This window comes from Prevotella dentalis DSM 3688, from assembly GCF_000242335.1.
Classification (GTDB): Bacteria; Bacteroidota; Bacteroidia; order Bacteroidales; family Bacteroidaceae; genus Prevotella; species Prevotella seregens.
Map to the genome: position 1 here is coordinate 1,210,838 of NC_019968.1, position 19,748 is coordinate 1,230,585.

The following is a 19,748-nucleotide window of genomic DNA, read 5'->3' on the forward strand; positions in this document are numbered from 1 at the left end:
TTTAAGTATGAATGATTTTCAAAAATCAGAGTTAGTTGGCAGAAAGAAACTAAAGAAGTTTCTAGTCAGCTTTGGAGCTACAGATATACAGTTTACAGAGGGAGATTATGACAGAATAGACTGCTTTTTTACCAAAGAAGGTAAAAGGGTGGGAGTAGAGATAAAGGACAGAAGCCCCAGATATGAAGGCTACGATACCTATATAATGGAAAAGCAGAAGCTGGATTATATGGAGGAGCTGTAGAGCAAGGGGGAAACCTACAGCTGCTGGATGGTATATTTTTTCAGCAACAATATGTATTTATTCAGATACAGAGACATCAAGCGGCTAATTGATGAAGGTAAAGTCAAGGTGGAAGGAAAATGGCTACCCAACTCTACAGTACATAAGACAAAAGAAGTTTGTAAAGATACTTATTTATTACCTAAAAAACACGCACTAACGTTTAAATTATGAAAAAGACACTATTTATTATCGCAACATTGATAACATTATTACTAACTGGCTGCAACAAGGGGTATAAGCCTTTATATGAATATGCCGACAAAATGGGAGTTGAATTGGATGCTTTCAGCATAGTAAAGAAAAGAGATTATTGTGATATAGATTCCATTAGATACTATGACAATCTACTGCTTAAAAAGAGCAATGAACTGGCCAGTAAAGTAAAGGCCAATCCATATATAAGCAATGACAGTATATCTAAGTACAGAAAGTATGGCCTTATCAATTTCCAAGAGGGCAAGCCTAACTGTACTGCCTATTACGGGGTGGTAAAGGGCACTAATAAACTTGTCGGTGTCTATGTAATGGATGATGGCCGGACAGTCAGCTTTGACACTGAAAAGGCCGAATATATAAGTCTGAAATACAGCCAGTGGAATTATCTGGAGTTTGTAGACGGATTGATATATTAAATTTAATGTAAAGCCAGTTTCTTAGTTGGAGCTGGCTTTCTTGTTATAATGTTTTATATCATTAAATAATCTAATAAATCCAGCCTAATAAGCTGGATTTATTTATTACTACTTTTTATTTTTAAGTAGTCCCCATTGGTGCATCATAATTTTAAATACCTTATCTGCGCCAATCTTTCTAACAAAATTAGTGATAAAATCACCTTCTTGATTATTCATAATTAAACTTTTAAAATATTATTTATTGGAAATATACAATAAATATTTAAGATTCCCAAACTTTTTCCTATCTTTTTGCATTATATTTCTCAATATTACTAATTAGATTCTTATTAGGGTTGTTTGGATAGCCACTATAATCTAATTCACTTCCTCTGAATTATATTCTAACTCCTCATTGTCCCATTCTTGCTGCCACGTTTGGATTAGTTGGTCTGCATCGGTTATATTGTCAGTTAAGCCAAGTTCCTTGCACTTATATTCATATAAATTATATAGGTCTGTATCTACAGTGTGCTTGCCGATATACCATAGTATAGGATGTTTTACTTGCAAACTGCTCCCTCTTTTCCTCATCGACATTAGCTATTTGCCGTTTTGCCTTGCCTAGATTGGCAGTGCTCTTTATAATGAAGACACACTCTTTGCACAATGGAAGGGTAAGTATGTCTATACTATCATCCTTCATTCTTTCTAGCTCCTTTAACTTGTCATAAGCAAACAGTAATTGTAGGGCACTTTTACTAGACTTTTCACCTTCAACCTTTGCCATTGCCCTCTTTAGCTTGGCAGTCTTTAAGGTGTCATCATTATGTGCATATACCTCTTTAACCATTGTATCGTCAGCGTGTCCCAGCATAATGCAAACCACATCAGCATCATAGCCTTTTTCCCTCATAATGGTTGCAAAGGTATGTCTGGCACAATGTGACGAAAGTATGTCACATATTGGACTTTCCAACTGTCTGCCTTGTGCATCTTTATACTTATGTATGCGGTTCAGTCCGGCTTTTTTGGCTATCTGCTTTACGTTGTTATATAGACTCCCTTTATCCAAATTGTCTATATTTATATCAGAATCACCAGTCTTTATAAAATGTGAGCCGTTTTTCTCATAGACTAGTGATTGCAGCTTACAAATAAACTGTCTTACAGTCTCTGTTTCTGGGAAATATGCCTTTATATCCTCCTTCTGTGTGTCTAAATGTATGAAATTTTCCTTATCTTTGATATAGTTGCCTAAAACCAGTTGTTTCAAGTCTGACACTCTTTGTCCGCAATTACATTGAAGTATAAACAAGTCTTTATAAACCGTCTGCCTTTCATTTAAGCCAGTGCAATTATTTAATGCTTCTCTTTCATCAATGGTCAGTAGAAAGTGCAATCCATCATCTTTCTTTCTCTTGTCTTCAATGGGTGTGTATTTTACTGGCTGTATATTATAATCCAAGAACTCATTGTGACAGCTTAGCACTTCATTTATCATCAAGGCTACAAACTGACACTTTTGGTTGATGCTTTCAATTCCACCACCTTTTTTACCTACTTCCACCTTACTTGCTTCTTGCTGTAAATATTGCTTATAATCGTTAACTCCCCTCTGTGTTAATAAGCCCAGATTATCTTCTAGTTTATTGGCTTCCACATACATTACAAATGACTTCAGTCTATGGGCATAATTTTTAGGCTCTGTTTTTTAAGCTGTCTATTGGCTGTAAATATATCTAGGGCACACTCTAGTAGACGGGTGGCCTTTATATCTATCTTTTCCATATCTACGGGCGTATGAAACGAAGAGTACAAAACGGGCAGAGGGGGAATGGGACGTAACGAGTTATATAATAAAGGGTTACGGGATTGTGGGGATAGATGGAAGTGTAAAACGAAGAGTACAAAAAGTTGAATTGGCTTTAATTTAGGTTTAATTTTTGAAGGGTTGCGTTTAGGATTCGTTTAATTGAGGTTTAAGCGAGGTTTAATAAGGATTTAATTGGAAATGCTGAAAGGCGGTCAGAAGGGATGAAATGAAGCCATCTGGCCGCCTTTGTTGTACTTTGCGGATATGTGGCCGTATTTGGCTGTAAAGGCCGTAGAATAAGCCAATAAGGGACTCTTGCCGTGTAGAAAATAGACCCGAAAGGGACTCAAGCGGATAAGAGGGAAGCCAGAGCGTCGGAGATAGGGAATGGAGGTGTTTAGAAGTTGGACGAAAGTGTTTAGAGCCGTTGCCACACAGTCACGGTTCGAGCCTTTTTTCGTACCGATCCAAAGCCCTGTATTTTCGTACAATTCGTTCTAAAAGTGGTGTTGGGGGGACAGTTGGGGGGACAGTTGGGGGGACTTTTTAAGCGAGAATCCCCCCCCTTTAATGGAAAAAATGAGGGTGAAAAGTGGCGTTTTTGACGAGAATCTACCCCTTTAATGTCCGAAAAAGGCGAGAATCAGAGGGGATAATAAAATATGCAAAGTGTTAAACAATAGGGATTTAAGTCGGTTTCTTGGCTAAAAAAAGACGAAAAAAAATAAAAGATATTTTGTATTAAATAGGATAGATACATAGAAAAAACAGACAAAACATAATTCAGTGGCATTTGTCCTCCCATAGTATCTCCATGATGTGTATGTCTATATATACCTAATACAAATGCCCTCTTCTATTCTTCTTTTTTATTGATAGCGTCTTCTATCTCTTCATTTAACGATTGAATAGCTATAAAATTAACTACAAAGTAAATTATCGAGAATATAAGTAATACAATTTGGATCCAATCAATATTTATCAAATAGGAATTTAACGGGATGTTCCTGTACTGAAATACAGACGAGTAAACATAAAATAAAGATACCAATGCAAAGCAAGCAATAAACCTGTTCCTTACATCTTTCATTTTCTTTCGCAGTGAGAGTCTTATTTTCTGATTTTCAATTCCACTTGTATTTGAAATAACAGTTAGGCTCATACCTATAGAGAACATTATTCCTGATATGGTAAATAATGTCTCCAAAGTACTATCCTTGATTTCAATATTAGGGAAAATAAAGGATAATACAATGCCAAGAAATAGGCTAATAGGTATGCCAATCTTAAATCTCATAATTATTTCACTAATTCATCTTCAAGTTTCTGAAGAAAATTCTTCATTTCGAGACACAGGGTTTTCTCTGACAACAGACCAGTTTCTGTTGTATCAATTATCACATGTTCTTTCCTCTCCACATCTCCTAATGTCTTTATTCCTTGCCGAGTTTCAAAAGATACTCTTTCTGAGTCTTCAATATTAAGCAAGAGATTCCTAAAAGTATCTGATTTTTCTTTGTCATTTACATTCTTTGCTGCAAATTTAAGCAAAATTTCCATACGAACCATATTTTCTTCAAGGATTTCCTTCAAGTGGGTCGGAGCATCTTTTTTAAAAAGAGTCTTCAATAATGGCATCCACTCTTGAGGTATCTCTTTCTTAATTGTTTGCTCTTTGTTCTTATCAGATTTACTATTTTTCTTGTTAGTAAAACTTTGAGTACTGAAACGTAGCCCTTTTACATCTTTTAGATTTTCAATTTCTTGCTTTACTAAAATGGGAGTTACATTATATACTCTCTTCGGCTTTAATAGCCAATCGATGTAAGCCATGAAAGAATTTATTTTGCTTGATCCTGACAAATTGGTAACAACGAAATTATTATTAATGCCAAAGTAGTATAATTTCTTTATTATATGAAATTTACCTTTGACGTTCTCTAATTGTGAAAGGATTAGGTTGTTCTGTGTTAGAGCCGAATCGTTAATACTTGGTGCCTGTTCGGATAGAATAGTTTTAACCATTGCCCCAAACAATATAGAAGTGTCTGAAGAGTCATAATACGCTATATAGTCAGTTTCTTCCAGCGGATCACCTTCATTGATAGACATACCACGTTCCAAGAGAGTTGAGTTTGCGAGCTTCTCTGACAGTTTAGCCATAAGGTCACTGTGCTTCTTGTTGATATCTTCCTCTTCGATTCTAAAAGCGCGCAATATAACTGGCTTTTCCTTATCTTTTTTGGTTCTCTTTCTTGTTGAAGTTTGAGACGATTTAGTGACGTTCATTTGGTCTTTAGATTTCGCCATGATTTTATTATTTTTAGTTTAAACTCATATACAGATTACATTGCCAAAGACAATGATGCAAGTTATACCATGCAGTTGATGCGGACGGATGCCTTGACGATGGCCATAGCACTGACACGTCGGAAGTCGATATCACGTGCCGCATGTTCCGGATTCTCAGAGGCGAGTGTGACAAAAGGCTCGCCCTTGTCAGACTTGCGGATATATTTTACTACGATGTAATCTTCGCCATCGATGTCATAAGAAAGCAAATACATCTCACCATAGATGATGTTTTGAATTTCAGCAGACACCTGTTTATATAGAATGATGTCGCCAGACTTGAGCAGAGGATACATGGAATCTCCAACAATGTGTATTGCTCCGTCGCATTTGGGCAGGTTGGGGATCTTTATAGTGTCAATGATATTCTGCCGGTTGTTTCCAAAAAGAGACTTAAGTCCAGCAGAAGCCTCAAAGTCGTAAAGATACACAACTTGCGATTCCTCTTTTTTTTCAGTACTGCGAGGGTGATGTATTGGTTTAACATCAATAATAGGACCCTCTTCAGTTGACTTGAACATAGTACCAGTTCCAGTAAGAAGCCAGTCTATAGACAGTTGTTCACATTTTGAAAACACAAGAGGGATGTCTATTGAATTTCTACTTTTCCAATTAGACAATGTTGTCTTACTTATACCAAGTAGCTCAGCAAGTGCATTGTCAGAAGGAAGTTCCAATCCCATCTTCAACCTTTCTATCATTTCTTTTGAAGAAAATGTTTTCATAACGTGAACTTTTTCCCAGGAAAATTTGGATGTTTACAATTTGTGTACTATCTTTGCAGCGTGTTTGTATTTTAACACGCTCCAAAGATACGAAAAAGGAGAAATATACGAGAATGTTAAACCCAAAAAGTGAATTGGTTATGGAAACAAAAGTGAAAAGGATGATTCAGATTACCAACGAGGACCGTGCCTTCTTGTTGAAGACATTCGGGGTGACTCGTGAAATGATTCGCTATGCCTTGGTCTTTGACAAGAAGCATGGACGCAGTGATTTGGCCAAGCGCATCAGAACTGTTGCCTTGCAACGTGGAGGTAAGTTGATGAACCTGATACCGGAGTGCGAGACTATCCATGATGCCAACGGCATGATGCGACAGCAGTTTGAAAATGGTGCCCAAATTGAACTCAACAAGAGTACGGCCTGGCTGCGCGTGACGGACAGACATGGCAAGCATGTGAGAGAGGTAAGCTGCCCCACCATACAGCAGCTATATATCGAGCAGGTGTTTGCTGCGGGGTTATAAAAAGAGATAGCTATGGAGTATTACGAGAATAAACTATGTATAAGTCATCAGGAACTTGTTCCAGGTATTGTTTCATCTGAATATCTAAAAAAGATGAATCAGCGGGGAGCAGTAGAGCGTGTTCGTCGTGGCTGCAATGGTACTCCAGCCCTTTTTGTTGTCGATAGTCTTCCCGTCAAGTACAAGACAGAGGTCTACAAACGTTATCCCGACTTCAAGGAGAGCGCCGAAAGCAAGCCATTCCTGGAGAACATCGTGCCGGATGGAAATGCCATAGACAATTATGCCAGCTATGTGCTGCCCAACGGGCGCAACCTTGATCCAGAGAAGCAAGCCGAGTATGCCAATGACTGTGCCATCATGAACGCATTCCGAGACAGGATCATGAAGAGCAACAGCCACCGTGCAAGACAGAGCAAGCCAAGGCTCAAGCAGGGTGAGTTTTGGAAGCGTGCTGCCGCAGCCTTACCCCGCATCGGCGAGGAGTGGCCCAATGGCTTGCCTCAGAACGCCCGCAGCCTCCAGCGGAAATACCAAGCCTATATGCGTGACGGCTGGACATGCTTCATCAGCGGGAAGTTCCAGAACATGAATGCGGCCAAAGTGGATGATGACATCAAGGAAAGTTATCTGACCCAGCTCATGGCCCACCATAACAATCTTGACAACACGAGGATAGCAGGACTTTACAACACTGTTGCCCGTCAGAAAGGTTGGCCGGAAATAACTGCCGGAACCGTGAGGGTGTGGAAAAAGAAACTAAACCTCGTGACATTGGGAGGTCGCCTCGGCGAGAGTCGTTTCAGGAACTCGATTTCCATGCAGGTGGTGAGGAGCAAGCCTACCGCTCCATTCCTAATGTGGTCGTTGGACGGCTGGGATGTGGAGCTGCTCTATCAGGACTGCGTGATTGACAAGAAGGGACATCGGAACCCCACCTTCTGCAACCGGTTGACGGTGGAGGTGGTGATGGACCCCTGCTGCGGTTATCCTATCGGTTATGCCATCGGCAAGAACGAGGACTCCAACCTCATCATGGCTGCCCTCAGGGACGCTGTGAGGCACAGTGAGGAACTGTTCGGCGTGAAATACCGGGCCAACCAGGTGCAGAGCGACCATTTCTGCCTGAAGACAATGACCAACCTGTATCAGGCTGTCAGCGATAAGGTGACACCGGCCAAGGTGAAGAATGCCAAGGCCAAGCCCGTGGAGCGTTATTTCGCGGAACTGAACAAGAAATATTGCCAGCTCTGCAACAACTGGAGCGGATATGGCGTGACCACCGACCCGAAGCGCCAGCCCAACAATGAGGCATTGAACCGTCGGCGTCGCTCCTTCCCCGATAAAGAAGGCGTAATCCGACAGATAATGGAAATCATGGCGCTGGAGCGCAAACAGAAAATTGGTCGTTTGCGTGAAATGATGGAGAACCTGCCACAGAAGAGACGGTTGCCGATGACCCGTGAGAACTACCTGCAGTATTTCGGTGACGAGACAGGTTTCCGCAACACCTTTGAAGGTGGCGGGCTGAAAGTGACCCTGCTGGGAGTGAAACGACAGTACGACAGCTTCGATATATCATTCAGAAACCATACCTCGGAGAAATGGACAGTGAAGTATGACCCTGCCAACCTTGGTGAAGTGTTGGCCGTGAATGAGGACGGAACGCTCAGGTACATGCTCCGGGAAAAGCACGTGCAGCCTATGGCACTCGCAGACCGCAAGCCCGGCGATGCGAAGAAACTGCAGGAGGTCTTCGACTTCAACAAAGCTCTGGAGCAACACGTCATCGGAAAGCTGGAGCATACTGCCGAAAAGACTGAGGAGCTGCTGAGGAGCCTGCCCCGACAGGACAGCATCCTCAACCGGTTGCTCATTGTGGATGGTCGAGGCCAGCATAAACTGCCCAAAGCAAGGGCCCGGCTTGGAAAAGCGATAGACGCGGACGCAGTGGAAATTCCCATCCTGCCACAAGGGGCACATGAGAGTGACAAGGACGATTATTCAATTTTTTAACCAAAACCTCTTAACAGGAGGAGTAAAACCATCAGAGATTATGAAAAGGGAAGAAAAACAAGTGATAGCAGAGGTCCTGAAGGACTATTGCAAGCAGAAGGGCAGCCAGAACAAGGCAGCCAACAGCATGAACGGGGTAAGCTCCGCCACCATCAGCCAGATATTGGCCGGCAACTGGGACTCCATCAGTGATGACATGTGGCGCACCGTGGCAGCACAGGCCGGGCACGACAGCAAGGAGTGGCAGATTGCCACGACGAGGGCTTACGAACGCATGATATTTCTCCTGGACAACGCCAAGGAGGAGAGCCTTGTGCTCGCCATTACCGGATGTGCCGGATGCGGCAAGACAGAGGCCATAAGAAACTACAGCAAGACACACCGCCACGTGTTTCACCTGTGCTGCTCGGAATACTGGAACCGCCGCACGTTCATGGGCAAACTGCTCCAGTGTATGGGCATAGACTATACCGGCAGCACGGTGAGCGACATGATGGATGACATCATCGACACGTTGAAGCGCACGGAGAGCCCCCTTGTAGTGCTTGACGAGGCAGACAAACTAAGCGACCAGGTGCTTTATTTCTTCATCAGCCTTTACAACCAACTGGAGGACCACTGCGGGATAATCCTGTGTGCCACAGACTTTCTGGAAAAACGTATCAAGAAAGGTCTCAGGATACGTCGCAAGGGCTACGAGGAGATATTCAGTCGTATGGGCCGCAAGTTCGTTGCCCTTCAGGTCATCAACAGCGAGGACGTGGCAGCGGTGTGTGTTGCCAACGGCATCGACTCTGACAAGGACATCAGGCAGGTCATTGAGGACAGTGAGAACGACCTGCGCCGGGTAAAGAGAGCGGTGTGGGCATTGAAGAAAGGGCGATAACCCTCTCCGCCTCACCAACAAGGGGGGAGATAACAAGGAATAGGACAAAACGAAAGGAACAGACATGGGAAGAGCGATAAGCAACAGGAACGTAATGCAGGCACGATTTGAGCTGGCTGACTTTGACGGGGACTACCTCGCCAGCTTCGGCCGGCCGGAGCTTCGCGGGGCTTGGCTTATCTATGGCGGTTCCGGCTGCGGCAAGACCACTTTCGTGATGCAGGTAAGCAAATACCTTACCCGCTTTGGCCGGGTGGCCTACGACAGCACTGAGCAGGGGCTTTCAGCTTCCCTGCAGACAGCATGGAAGAGGGTGGGCATGGAAGAGGTGGGCAGCCGGATCATACTATTGGAGAAAGAAAGCCTGAAGGAACTGACCGTCAGGCTCAAGAAAAAACAAAGCCCGGACATCATTGTGGTTGACTCACTGCACTACTGGATAGGTTTCAAGATGGCCGACTACATGAAACTACGGGACACCTTCCCTGAGAAACTGTTCATCTTTATCGCTCATGAGCGGAAAGGGCTGCCCAAGGGAACGCTGGCACAGAACATCCGGTTTGATGCAGACATCAAAGTGCGCGTCGAGGGTTACAAGGCCTTCCTTACCACCCGCTATGAGACTGACAACAGCAAGACCGGCGAGCATGAGGGCGGTGCTGATTTCATCATCTGGGAGCAGGGAGCACAGGAGTATTGGGCAGGAGTATAGTTACAATCAATATATAGACATGGCAGAGACAAGAACAATGGACAAGATCCACAGGAGCATCCTGAAGAAGTATCACACGCTGTGCAGCCTGCTGGGGCTGACCAAGGACGAGAAGGACGCCATACTGGAGAGCTACGAGGTGGATAGCAGCTGCGACCTGGACACGCACGACTTGATTGACATCTGCGCCAAGCTATCTGACCAGCTGGAGCGAAGACAGGGCAAGGAACCCTTGGACAAGATGCGCAAACGGGCTATGGGCGCCATCGGTGGATGGCTGAAGGCAGAGGGCAAATACTCTAATGTGAGCATCATCAAGGGCATAGCCTGCAGGAGCACCGGATATGACGACTTCAACAAGATACCCCGTGAGCGGCTTCGCAACCTCATCTATGGGTTCAACAAGAAAGTGAAGGACGGCATAGCAGTTAAAGAACTGGAGGCGAACTCGGACGAGCGACAGACATCATATGAGATGTTGCAGCCTGCGTCAGATGAACAGCTCAATTGAACAAGATATAAAACAACAAACATCAAAACAAAAGAACAATGAAAGCAAAAGAGTATTTGAAGACGTTGGGGTTGGTCATTGTGACGTTTCCCCTGGTGGTTGTGGCATCATGCCTAACGTGGACCGGCTGCATTATCAAGTCGGCGGGCTTTTTGGCCATGCTCGACATCGATTCAGCCAACAATGAGCTCAAGTCTTTTATAGACAATTGAGCGCAGTTCAAACAACATTTGAAAACCCTTTAAACAATCAAGATTATGGAAAAAGTAGAAATGACCCAAGAGGAACTTGAGAAGTACAACGCCTGGAAGCAGGGTGAGGAGAAGCGCATTGCCGCCGAGCAGCGCAAGCAGCAACGCAAGGACTATGCTGCCATGGTGGATGAGGAAATGGCCGACGCCATTCCGGAGCTGGTATCGATGAGCCAGCAGCTCAAGTGTGTGAAGGATGCCGTCTTCGGCAATTTCGACGCCATCCTGAAGATGAAGCAGGAGGTGCTCGGACTAACCAAGGACAGCCAGCGCAGCCACACTTTCACGAACAGCATCGGCACTCAGAGAATCACCCTCGGTGTGAACGTCATCGACGGTTACCGCGACACCGTGGAGGATGGCATTGCCATCGTGAAGGAGTATATCGAGAGCCTCGCCAAGGATGACAACAGCAAGGCCCTCGTGAGTGCCGTGCTCCGACTGCTGAGCCGTGACGGTCAGGGCAACATCAAGGCCAGCCGTGTGCTCCAGCTCCGGAAGATGGCCGAGGAGACCGGAGACGAGCATTTCATGGAGGGTGTGCGCATCATTGAGGAAAGCTACCAGCCCACGACCACGAAGCGCTATATCCGTGCTGAGTACAAGAACGAGAAAGGTGCCTGGGTGAACGTACCGCTCGGAATGACCGACGTGGACTAAAAAAGGTGCGACGGCTCCCATTCGCATGAAAAAACCGCCACACCTTGGATTAGTGAAAAGGTATGGCAAAAATACAAATAAAATGTGAATGGGAGCAACAAAACACTACAAAAGTACACTTGAGAGAGCCAAAAAGATTCGGGAGCTCACCCAACGATACTATGAGCCTGGCAACAACCAACGATGCTATAAGGCCGTGTGGCGTAAATATGTGTATCCCGTTTATCCGATGTGCTATCACACCTATCTCACCTACCTTGGAATACCTACAGAGAAGACAAGGCCGACGGCCATCGAGCTTTGCTTGTTTGACTTTTTCGACAAATCCCCCCGCCTTTGAAGGTGGAGGGATTTGTCGTTACAGGGCAGGCGGGATTAAATGACACGGTCGATAATTTCCTCCGTGGTGAGCATGGAGAGGCCCGTGGACCTTGATGCTTTCCTGACGGCAGACAAGTCGCGTGCCCTGGTGACGAACCGCTCCACGCTCTCCATGAGTTCTCCGAGGTTGTTTCCGGTAGAGGAGGTGGTGTGCATGAACGAGGTGAAATTTTCCCCAGAGAGGCTCTGCATGGCCGCGTTGATGCGGTCGAGCAGGTCCAGATAGTCCAGGGCAGCTCCGACACGGGTCGCCCCCGCTTTCATGACGTTGACCTGTCTGCGGTCAAAGATACCATTATACTTCACGCACCGGGTTATGACGTGCAGACGTATGCCTATGTCGGCCGTCCGGGCATGATTGGCCATCTGATGCCAGTCTATCTGCTCAAATTCGACGAACACGGCCGGTACCGGCCATGTCGGACCGCTCTGGAGCATAGCGAGCTGTTCGCTCCACAGATCGATGAACTTGATTTCCGGGATACTCTCTGAGAGCTTTCCGGCAATGGCTTGCAAAATATCCTTTCTCATTTTTGTCTCAATAATTTGGTAAGTTCCATATCAAATTCCTTCGCACTGCGGTCAAGGCATTCTTTGATGATATGCCGGGTATCCTTGCCGTCTCCGACGAACTGTCGCTGTGGGATGTTGGCGTGACGTGTATGCGCCCTGACCGGTTTCCCTTTTCGAGAGTGGGCCTTGACTGACTGCGTGCCCTTGACCCCCTCGTTGTGGACGGAGGCGTATGGCATGGATGAAGTAAAATGGATGCCATCCTCACTGATATGCGTGGATATCGAGCTTCTAAGATGTCCATGCACTACCAGTAGTGATCCATTTGCCTTTGTATCCTTGCGTGGCCTCCATTTCTTGCCGAAGAAGGCTTTGCGCGAGAAGTTCTCGTTAAACTCATCCTTGAGTTCCACCGCAATGTCCGTGAGGACGGTCCTCTTGAACTTCTCAATGTCGAAATCTGCCATTATTATTCTGATTAAAATGATATTTCATATTATAGTCTTGCTTTATTGAATAATTCTTCTTATTTTTGCCAAAAATAGAACAATGGATTACTCCAAACTTGAACTGAGAAAGAAGACTTTCCTCGACTTCAACCCTTCCGACGAAGCTTTGGACGAGATTATCGGCGGACATGAACAGTCTGACATCGACCTTTTTCTGTCTTGTCTGGACGAGCATAACCGTTTTATCAGCTACGACAGCTTCATCGATTTTGCAGACAAGGAACTTGCCAGGGCCATCGAACAAGAGTTTGCAGAGGAAATCGCGTCATTTTACAACGAGTGATTCAATCATGTTGTCTATTGTAGCGTTCCCAAAGAGGCATCTCTTCACCAGTTTCTTGATTTCTGTCTTTTTCAGTTTCCTCCCATCAGGGAGTTTTGCCCCATTCTTATATAAAGCCATGGCCAATCCATCCTGCTGTTTGTCATAAGGCTGGTTGAAAAGATGCTCCTTGACGTCATCCAAGACTTTGCCTGGATCAGAACCTGTTAAGCCAATGAGTCTGTCGTAGCAATTTACCATGTTATTATACCCAGTGGATTTTCTGTCATTCATAAATTCTGGGTGTTGTATTTTTCCACCCAGACCTTCATAGAATTCCGGTAGGGTCTTGCGGGCGACGAACTCATTGGCCAGCTCCATGAATTTAGTCTGGTCCCTACCCATCCGTATCATTCCTGGCTTACTCCTGTTATGGGTAATCTCATGCCACAGTGTGGCCATCGCGTCGGCTTCTTTCTCGGTAAGTTCCTGACCTGTCCTAACCTTGGATATGCCGGACAATACACCGTCCATCCTTTCTCTGGTCATGGCAATGAGCCCTTTCGTGTCCGTATATCCATTCACGCCTTTTCGTTGGGTGACGATAAGCTGGCTGAACCCTCGCTCAAACCATTTCTTACGTACTTCGCTGGCATTGATAAAGTCCACGGCTTCCTCTGGGGCCTTCAGCGGCTCAGGCATCTCCTCCACCATCTTCTTCACCTCTGTGGGAACCTTGTTGTATGGATGCTGTTCAGGGAACAGTTTCAGGGACTTCCCGGGATTGGAGCGGAACATCCGTTGTTTCGGCTCGGCAGTGGCATCGTCTCCCAGACCGAGTGACATATCGGGGTCTGACAACGGATATTTCCCCTTTCTCACCTGGACAACATCACAACGGCAACGCCAGCCGTTCGGTGGGAAATAGCTTTCCCAGAACGGGTCATCGAGTGCCAACGTTATCCGGTCAAGCTGCTGGTGAGAGGTGCGTACCTTGCTATCCTCTGCCGTGCGGTACTGGAGATCATAACGGTCGCCATCCTCCTTGAACTGAATCCATTTGTTGGCCATCTCCACCGACCTCACCGCATGGTGATACTCAGCATCAAGATAGTTCTTGTTATATTTTTCGTTGATGGCTGTCACCTCTTTGAGGAAATCACCGAAGGGCTTGATATTGCCCTTGGCATCCAACATGGACAGACCGACTTCCCGGAGCGAATGGAAAGTCTTTAGCCCGGAGAAAATGAAAGCGTTGTGCTCAAGGGCATGACGCTCCGTCTCGGGCATGACATGGTCGATATGGGCGGAGATGGCCGTGTTCAACACGCGGAAGGTCTCTCCCGTCACCCGTTGCGCCTCCGGACTGAGCAGCATGGAAGGATTGAATCCACCATGCTCGTATACCTTCCTGGCAGCATCAGAAAATAAAGAGTCGTTGAAGTCAGGCGGTGTGCCGTCCTTGGCAAGATAATCCCCATCTCCGCCATACAAGCGCTCCATAGCCTGATTGAACACCCGATAGGTCGGTCTTTGCCCCTTGTCTTTCCTGGGGCTTATCCGAAAAAACTGTCAACCTTTCCCTGCTCCCGAGTCCCGGTAATGGCGATGTTGTATTTGTCGATGAAATACTGCGGGTCCACCTCATAGTATTGCAGCAGCACACGCTCCATCTCTCGCTGTTCCGAAGGTGTGAAGCTGGCTGCGTCATCCCAAGTGAACCTGAGTCCCTGAACCGGGAACCCATGCCTCCGCATCAAGGGCAGCAACCGTCCGTTGACCACATAGAAAATCATCTTCTTGTCTTCTTTCACCACGTTCTCGAAAACCTCAAGATGGGTTTCCGACTGCGACAGTGACGAGCCGCTGTCAATGGTCATGGTCTGATTGAGGATGCCCTTTGAGAGTTCCGAGTTGCACCGGTCCACGCGCTTGTCGTAGACGTTGTAGGCATCGCCACGGCTGCTCTCCTTGATCTCAATGTCGGTGCCTTCCGGAAAAAGTCCCCAAAAGGCACTGCCCATGTTGTTTAGTGCATTCTCGATCCTGCCGCGTTCCGCCTCGTCCTGCGTGGTGGTCTTGGCGATACGCATGGGCGCGCCGAATATCTCGCCGAACATGTCCCAGAAGCCGAGCATGTTCTTTTTGCTGATGCACGACGGCGCACAGGACAGCAGCAGTCCGAGGTCGTATGGCTTACCCACTTCCACGCACCAGTTGGCAAACTCTCCCTGACGGTAAGAGATTCCCTTGTGCCAGTCGTCCCCGGCCACGGGTAACACCACCCCGTGCTCCTGGCATACATGCTTCCTGGGCACGAGTGTCACCCCGTCGAAGCGCATGCCGTCCTCGTCACTGATGACATCGCCCATCTGGATCAGCGAGTGGCCCCAGTAGCGGGAGTCGAGCGCAAGACCGAGGAAGTCGTTGAACCATTCCTGCTGCAGCAGCTTGGTCGCTTCCTCATTCTCCTTGCCGTCGTTGCCCACGAGGTGGAAGTCCTCCTTCAAAGTCATTCCCTTACGCTGCCCGATACATCCCTGCAGGTGCAGGTCGACAAGGCAGTCCCGGTAGATGTCATAGAGGCGACCACGGTTGGGATTGTCCACGTTGATGGCCACCTGCCAGGCCTGCCGCCAGTCTCCGACATCCTTCTTGGTGAGGCTGTCGGATTGTGCCAGGAGCTGGGCGGTGAGTTTGATACCCCTCTTGCTACTGGCAAAGCGCATGAGCCGCCCCATGTCCTCGGAGCGTGTCTGCCCCGGATTGAGGGTATTTCTGATTTTCCTTAGAATATCCATTATTTACCGTTTATTTACCAATCATACTTGCCGGGACGCTGCGACCCCCACCGGATGGGGTTGTGGGTATCCATCTGGCTGCCGTCCTCGCTGGTGTAGGTGGGAAGGTCTGGCGATGCCTTGCTGTTCTGGATATCCCTGAGCCATCTGACACTCTCCTCATAGAGCAATTGCCGGCGCTCATAGCCCATGCTTTCCGGCATACGGTGCACCATGAGCCACAGCGTGATGTTGACAGCAACCTGCACGAGCATGGCGTTCCGGGCCTCTCCCGTCATGGAGAAAGCCTTGCGCATGTCATACCGCTGCGAGGTATAGCCGGCAATCATCTCAAGGGCGGCTTTCTCGGCCGTCGTACGCTTCTGGTCTGCCTGAATGTTCTCGAACTCGAAGTCATCGCAGACACTCTTGTAGTCTTCTTCCGTGAGAAACATCATGGTCTTGTTTTAGGTGTCGCCACGAACGCGGCTATCCTCTCGGCCGTGGCTGCCGTGAAGCCCTTGGGGAAACGGTGGCGGGCTATGAGTCTGCGTATGCCCTGCTTGGATACGACGACAGGCTTGCCGCCATAGATGAGCACGAGGAACTTTCTGCGGTGCAGGTCGGCATCATGCCGTGCCTTCCGGATGGCCCGTCTCAGTCTCCAATCGAAGACGAGCGCCTTGATGAGTCTTGTTACCATGTTACGTTTTTTGCTGTGCGTCTGCGTCCGAACGAAGGCGCAAATTTAGATACTCTTGAATGTCTCTGCAGATACCAGATGGCCCCCTCGTCGGCATCCGGAGCATCATCGTGCCCCCTCATGCCTTTCTCAAAGGCCAGTGTCTGGCTGATGCCCGCCTGCATGTCGGGGTCGTCTTTCATGGCCTCGTCATAGTAGACAAAACCCCGCTCCCACAGGGGAGAGATGGCCTCGATACGCTGGAACTTGTCAGGCTTCTTGCGTTTGTCTGCGGCCAACGGAAGCTGGTATCCTCGTTGGTCTCCCTCGGTGCGAAAGTCGTCGAGGATAATGTCCTGCATAAAATTGGCCTCCATATAGAAGCGTATGGCTATGCCCTCCTGAAGGGCCCACTCATACAGGTCATAAAGCCATCTCACCATCTCCGCCACGCTGCATTGCCGCACGAAGGCCCGGATATGCCATAGCTGGGTGCCATATTTGCCCCAGAGCTTCGCGGCCTTGTAGTCGTTCTTGGATGATCCCTTGAAGGACGGGTCTACGTACAGAACCAGCTCATCAAACTTCCTGAGGCTCGGCAGCCGGCCAAAGCGGATCCAATCGTTTTTGAACACTGCGCCCTCGATGATGGGATTGTTCATATACTCCTTCTGGAATGCCCTATAGCCCATGAAGGCCTCGATGTTCTGGACTTCTTCTGGCGTCCATTTGTCCGCCCAGGAGACGTTGCCGTCCTTATCCCAGATATTAACCTGGGACACCAATACGCCCTTGGTGTCGGATATGTTCTGCAGCACGCTGTTCTTGGCGATGAGGTTTCCCACCATGATGAAGCGGCCGCGGCCGCCGTCCAACGCTCCGAAGAGGGCTTCCTTCACCCAGTCGGTGAGTCTGGAAACACGGGCTGGGCTCTGGCACAGCTCATCATCGTCGAGGTCGTCGATGACGATATAGTCGGGTCGGTGCGCGCGATAACGCAATCCACGCGGTGATTGCCCGCGTCCACGGGCAAAGAAGGCCGTGCCGTCCTTGGTGACGAACTCGCCCTCCTCCCATGACCCGTTGTTGAATTGCTGCCCGAAGTCGTGGATGTAGCGCTGATTGAACTGAAGCTCCGCCTGGATGTCGGAGAGCAGGGTCTTGGCATTGTCCTCATTCTTGCCCACGAGAACCATGACATGGATGTCACCGGGCTCTTGACATTTCAGCCACATAGGGATGAAAATATCAAGGTGGGTCGACTTGGCTGCGCCTCGGTGCCACTTGAATACCGCCTTGAGGTTGCGTTCCTTCCTCACCCTGTTGGCTGCCCTGATATGGAATGGGGCGCACGGAGTGTTCCGTCCCGTGTCCGGATTCAGGGTGTAATGTGGGAAATAGTAGTCGACAAACGCCGCATAGTCTCCCCTGAGCCTCCTGATGCGGGCCAGTTGCGACTGTCTGGATTCCGTCCTGTCAACGGCCGTGGAGCGCTGCACGTTCTCGCAGTGTTGCCGCCATCGTTTCAACGCCTCGTTCTCTGTGAGTCCTGTTGCCATACTATTTTACTTTTGTGATACCCGCTCGTTGAGGTAGATGTCCTGGTACGTGTTCACCTTTCGGATGAAGTCTGCCGTGGCCGAGGTGTCGAACTCTCCACGGGACTGCAACCACCGGCTGAAATCCATGAAAATCTCCACCACGTCCACGACGCTCGCCTTCTTGTCGAGTTTCTGTACCGTGGATGACAGTTTCGACAACTTGTCTCCCAGGTTGGCGATAGCTTTCGGGTCTCCGCTCCGGTTGATGTCCTCCACAAGGTTGTCGATGGATAGCAGGAGTTTGTTGATCAGCTCCGGGCGTGTGATGGACTGTGCGGCGCGCTGCTCCCTCCAGCTCTCCGCATTGACCCACTTCGTGATGGTCGGTGCGGATACACCCGTATGGACAGCAATATCCTTCTGCTGCTCGCCCTGCATAAAGAGGATACGGGCCAGTTCCTTCTTTGTCTCAAGTTCTTTCTTGGTTGCCATTCATGTTGTTTTACGGTGCAAAAATGCTGATAATCGGCGAGCTGGGAAAAAAGTGTTTCAAGAGTTTACACACTTTTTGCCCACCTATGGGGATTATTGCAATTTTGTGGGCAAATCGCAGGGTGGCGCAGATGGCAGCGCATGAGGTTCATTCCCTCAGGGTCGACGGTTCGAGTCCGTCCCCTGCAACTCGATTGTTCATTGATAGAAAATTAATTAAACGTAAATCAAAAGGGCGGTGGCCATGCCTTAATATCCGCCATTTTAAATGAAAGAAGTAGTTATCAATACGAGCGGGCTGAACTGCTACGGCTTCCGCGTACTGACATCGGGCATCGACCTGCAGCAGTACCAGAAGAATCCTGTCCTGCTCTGGATGCACCGCCGTTGCTTCGATGGTGATACCATGCCTATCGGGCGGGTTGAGAACCTGCGGGTGGATGGTGACAGTCTCATCGGCACACCGGTCTTTGATGGCAACGATGAGTTTGCCAAGAAGATCGAGGACAAATGGGAGAACGGTTTCCTCAGGATGGCCTCTCCCTCGCTGGAGCGGATAGAAGTGAGTGACGCCCCGGAATATCTATTGCCTGGGCAGCGACGTGCGACCGTCACCAGGAGCAAGCTGCTTGAGGTGAGCATTGTGGATATAGGAGGTAACGACGATGCCCTCCAGCTCTATAATGCCAAAGGAGAGCTCATCCAGCTTGCAGCGGGAAAGGACAACGAGGAGGTTCCCCTGCTGCGCCCGGACGAACGGAAAGAAGTTGAACCAAACAATAACGATAAAATGGAAAAAGAACTATTGGACCAGCTCGGTCTGCCGGAGACGGCCACCGCGCAGGATGCCGTGCAGCGTATCAAGCTGCTCAAGGAAAAGGCCGACAAGGCCGGAGAAATCGAACTTGCCTCCATCAACGCCGTCGTTGACCACGCCATCAGCGAGAGACGCATCACGGCTGACAAGAAGGACCATTTCATCAGCATGGGAAAGGCTGTAGGCGTGGAAAGCCTGCAGGAGACGCTGAACCTCATGCACCCGATGCAGAAGCCGACTGAGGTCATCCAGACGGGCAACGACCTTCTCGGGGCCGGACAGCCCAAGGAATACGTGAAGCTCTCCGAAGTGCCTGCCGACGAGCTCGTCGTCATGAGAAAGCAGGATCCCGCCAAGTATGCAAGTCTCTACAAGGCTGAGTACGGCGTGGACTGTGTGCTGGAATCGTAAACAACAG

Annotated in this window: 23 protein-coding genes and 1 tRNA gene; 12 read left to right on the forward strand and 12 right to left on the reverse strand. The window is 48.1% G+C overall.

Annotated features, from left to right (window positions below):
- The first annotated feature begins 7 nt into the window (after positions 1 to 7).
- Together PREDE_RS12100 and PREDE_RS12105 are read left to right on the forward strand one after the other, a co-directional pair.
- Positions 8 to 244 carry a hypothetical protein gene (locus tag PREDE_RS12100; protein ID WP_005847926.1) on the forward strand — a complete coding sequence of 79 codons (237 nt, stop codon included), beginning with the start codon at positions 8 to 10 and terminating at the stop codon, positions 242 to 244.
- 209 nt (positions 245 to 453) lie between these two features.
- Positions 454 to 918 carry a hypothetical protein gene (locus PREDE_RS12105; protein ID WP_005847924.1) on the forward strand — a complete coding sequence of 155 codons (465 nt, stop codon included), beginning with the start codon at positions 454 to 456 and terminating at the stop codon, positions 916 to 918.
- Positions 919 to 1,408: 490 nt separating this feature from the next.
- Here the strand turns inward: PREDE_RS12105 and PREDE_RS12110 are convergent, their stop codons facing one another.
- From PREDE_RS12110 to PREDE_RS12125, 4 genes are all read right to left on the reverse strand, one after another.
- Positions 1,409 to 2,569, reverse strand: coding sequence for a tyrosine-type recombinase/integrase (locus tag PREDE_RS12110; protein ID WP_005847922.1), 1,161 nt, complete (start codon positions 2,567 to 2,569; stop codon positions 1,409 to 1,411).
- A 1,003-nt stretch (positions 2,570 to 3,572) separates the two neighbouring features.
- Positions 3,573 to 4,013: a hypothetical protein gene (locus tag PREDE_RS12115; protein ID WP_005847909.1), complete on the reverse strand. Its 441-nt coding sequence runs from the start codon at positions 4,011 to 4,013 to the stop codon at positions 3,573 to 3,575.
- Positions 4,014 to 4,015: 2 nt separating this feature from the next.
- Positions 4,016 to 5,026, reverse strand: coding sequence for a hypothetical protein (locus PREDE_RS12120; RefSeq protein WP_005847907.1), 1,011 nt, complete (start codon positions 5,024 to 5,026; stop codon positions 4,016 to 4,018).
- Positions 5,027 to 5,088: 62 nt separating this feature from the next.
- On the reverse strand, positions 5,089 to 5,793 hold the full coding sequence (locus PREDE_RS12125) for a LexA family transcriptional regulator (protein WP_005847905.1): 705 nt from the start codon (positions 5,791 to 5,793) through the stop codon (positions 5,089 to 5,091).
- A 140-nt stretch (positions 5,794 to 5,933) separates the two neighbouring features.
- On the opposite strand from PREDE_RS12125, the gene PREDE_RS12130 reads away from it, so the two are divergent.
- The 7 genes from PREDE_RS12130 (at position 5,934) to PREDE_RS12155 (ending at position 11,353) form a co-directional block, all read left to right on the forward strand.
- Positions 5,934 to 6,317 carry a hypothetical protein gene (locus PREDE_RS12130; protein WP_015310546.1) on the forward strand — a complete coding sequence of 128 codons (384 nt, stop codon included), beginning with the start codon at positions 5,934 to 5,936 and terminating at the stop codon, positions 6,315 to 6,317.
- A gap of 93 nt (positions 6,318 to 6,410) precedes the next feature.
- A complete protein-coding gene (locus PREDE_RS12135) occupies positions 6,411 to 8,333 on the forward strand; it encodes a hypothetical protein (protein ID WP_235777540.1) in 1,923 nt (640 codons plus the stop codon).
- A 40-nt stretch (positions 8,334 to 8,373) separates the two neighbouring features.
- Complete coding sequence (locus PREDE_RS12140; RefSeq protein ID WP_005847899.1) at positions 8,374 to 9,219, forward strand: AAA family ATPase; 846 nt, start codon at positions 8,374 to 8,376, stop codon at positions 9,217 to 9,219.
- Between the two features lie 64 nt (positions 9,220 to 9,283).
- Complete coding sequence (locus PREDE_RS12145) at positions 9,284 to 9,931, forward strand: ATP-binding protein (protein WP_005847897.1); 648 nt, start codon at positions 9,284 to 9,286, stop codon at positions 9,929 to 9,931.
- 37 nt (positions 9,932 to 9,968) lie between these two features.
- A complete protein-coding gene (locus tag PREDE_RS12150) occupies positions 9,969 to 10,442 on the forward strand; it encodes a hypothetical protein (RefSeq protein ID WP_015310547.1) in 474 nt (157 codons plus the stop codon).
- Between the two features lie 38 nt (positions 10,443 to 10,480).
- Positions 10,481 to 10,654, forward strand: a complete 174-nt coding sequence (locus PREDE_RS14130; RefSeq protein ID WP_005847893.1) for a hypothetical protein — start codon at positions 10,481 to 10,483, stop codon at positions 10,652 to 10,654.
- 45 nt (positions 10,655 to 10,699) lie between these two features.
- Complete coding sequence (locus PREDE_RS12155) at positions 10,700 to 11,353, forward strand: DUF3164 family protein (protein ID WP_005847891.1); 654 nt, start codon at positions 10,700 to 10,702, stop codon at positions 11,351 to 11,353.
- A 375-nt stretch (positions 11,354 to 11,728) separates the two neighbouring features.
- Here PREDE_RS12155 and PREDE_RS12160 read toward each other — a convergent pair whose 3' ends face one another.
- Entirely contained in the window at positions 11,729 to 12,265 is a 537-nt protein-coding gene (locus tag PREDE_RS12160) for a hypothetical protein (RefSeq protein WP_005847887.1), read from the reverse strand.
- Positions 12,262 to 12,714, reverse strand: coding sequence for a phage virion morphogenesis protein (locus PREDE_RS12165; protein WP_005847885.1), 453 nt, complete (start codon positions 12,712 to 12,714; stop codon positions 12,262 to 12,264). The genes PREDE_RS12160 and PREDE_RS12165 overlap by 4 nt, the downstream gene beginning before the upstream one ends.
- An 82-nt stretch (positions 12,715 to 12,796) precedes the next feature.
- Between PREDE_RS12165 and PREDE_RS12170 the strand changes: the two genes are divergently transcribed.
- On the forward strand, positions 12,797 to 13,039 hold the full coding sequence (locus PREDE_RS12170; RefSeq protein WP_005847883.1) for a hypothetical protein: 243 nt from the start codon (positions 12,797 to 12,799) through the stop codon (positions 13,037 to 13,039).
- Here the strand turns inward: PREDE_RS12170 and PREDE_RS12175 are convergent.
- From PREDE_RS12175 to PREDE_RS12200, 6 genes are read right to left on the reverse strand one after another with little or no spacing between them, the layout of a single operon-like run.
- Positions 13,022 to 14,521 carry a phage head morphogenesis protein gene (locus tag PREDE_RS12175; protein WP_005847881.1) on the reverse strand — a complete coding sequence of 500 codons (1,500 nt, stop codon included), beginning with the start codon at positions 14,519 to 14,521 and terminating at the stop codon, positions 13,022 to 13,024. The genes PREDE_RS12170 and PREDE_RS12175 overlap by 18 nt on opposite strands.
- A gap of 53 nt (positions 14,522 to 14,574) precedes the next feature.
- Positions 14,575 to 15,819, reverse strand: coding sequence for a phage portal protein family protein (locus PREDE_RS12180; RefSeq protein ID WP_005847880.1), 1,245 nt, complete (start codon positions 15,817 to 15,819; stop codon positions 14,575 to 14,577).
- A gap of 14 nt (positions 15,820 to 15,833) precedes the next feature.
- Positions 15,834 to 16,256, reverse strand: a complete 423-nt coding sequence (locus PREDE_RS12185; RefSeq protein WP_005847878.1) for a phage protein Gp36 family protein — start codon at positions 16,254 to 16,256, stop codon at positions 15,834 to 15,836.
- A complete protein-coding gene (locus tag PREDE_RS12190; protein ID WP_005847876.1) occupies positions 16,253 to 16,501 on the reverse strand; it encodes a hypothetical protein in 249 nt (82 codons plus the stop codon). Before PREDE_RS12190 ends, PREDE_RS12185 begins: the two co-directional genes overlap by 4 nt.
- Complete coding sequence (locus tag PREDE_RS12195; protein WP_005847873.1) at positions 16,495 to 18,039, reverse strand: hypothetical protein; 1,545 nt, start codon at positions 18,037 to 18,039, stop codon at positions 16,495 to 16,497. Before PREDE_RS12195 ends, PREDE_RS12190 begins: the two co-directional genes overlap by 7 nt.
- A 6-nt stretch (positions 18,040 to 18,045) precedes the next feature.
- A complete protein-coding gene (locus tag PREDE_RS12200) occupies positions 18,046 to 18,513 on the reverse strand; it encodes a terminase gpP N-terminus-related DNA-binding protein (RefSeq protein ID WP_005847871.1) in 468 nt (155 codons plus the stop codon).
- 116 nt (positions 18,514 to 18,629) lie between these two features.
- Here PREDE_RS12200 and PREDE_RS12205 point away from each other — a divergent pair.
- Both PREDE_RS12205 and PREDE_RS12210 read left to right on the forward strand, forming a co-directional pair.
- A tRNA-Met gene (locus tag PREDE_RS12205) sits at positions 18,630 to 18,702 on the forward strand.
- Between the two features lie 79 nt (positions 18,703 to 18,781).
- Positions 18,782 to 19,741 (forward strand): hypothetical protein, encoded by a 960-nt coding sequence (locus tag PREDE_RS12210; RefSeq protein WP_005847869.1) that lies wholly within the window; start codon positions 18,782 to 18,784, stop codon positions 19,739 to 19,741.
- The last annotated feature ends 7 nt before the right edge of the window (positions 19,742 to 19,748 follow it).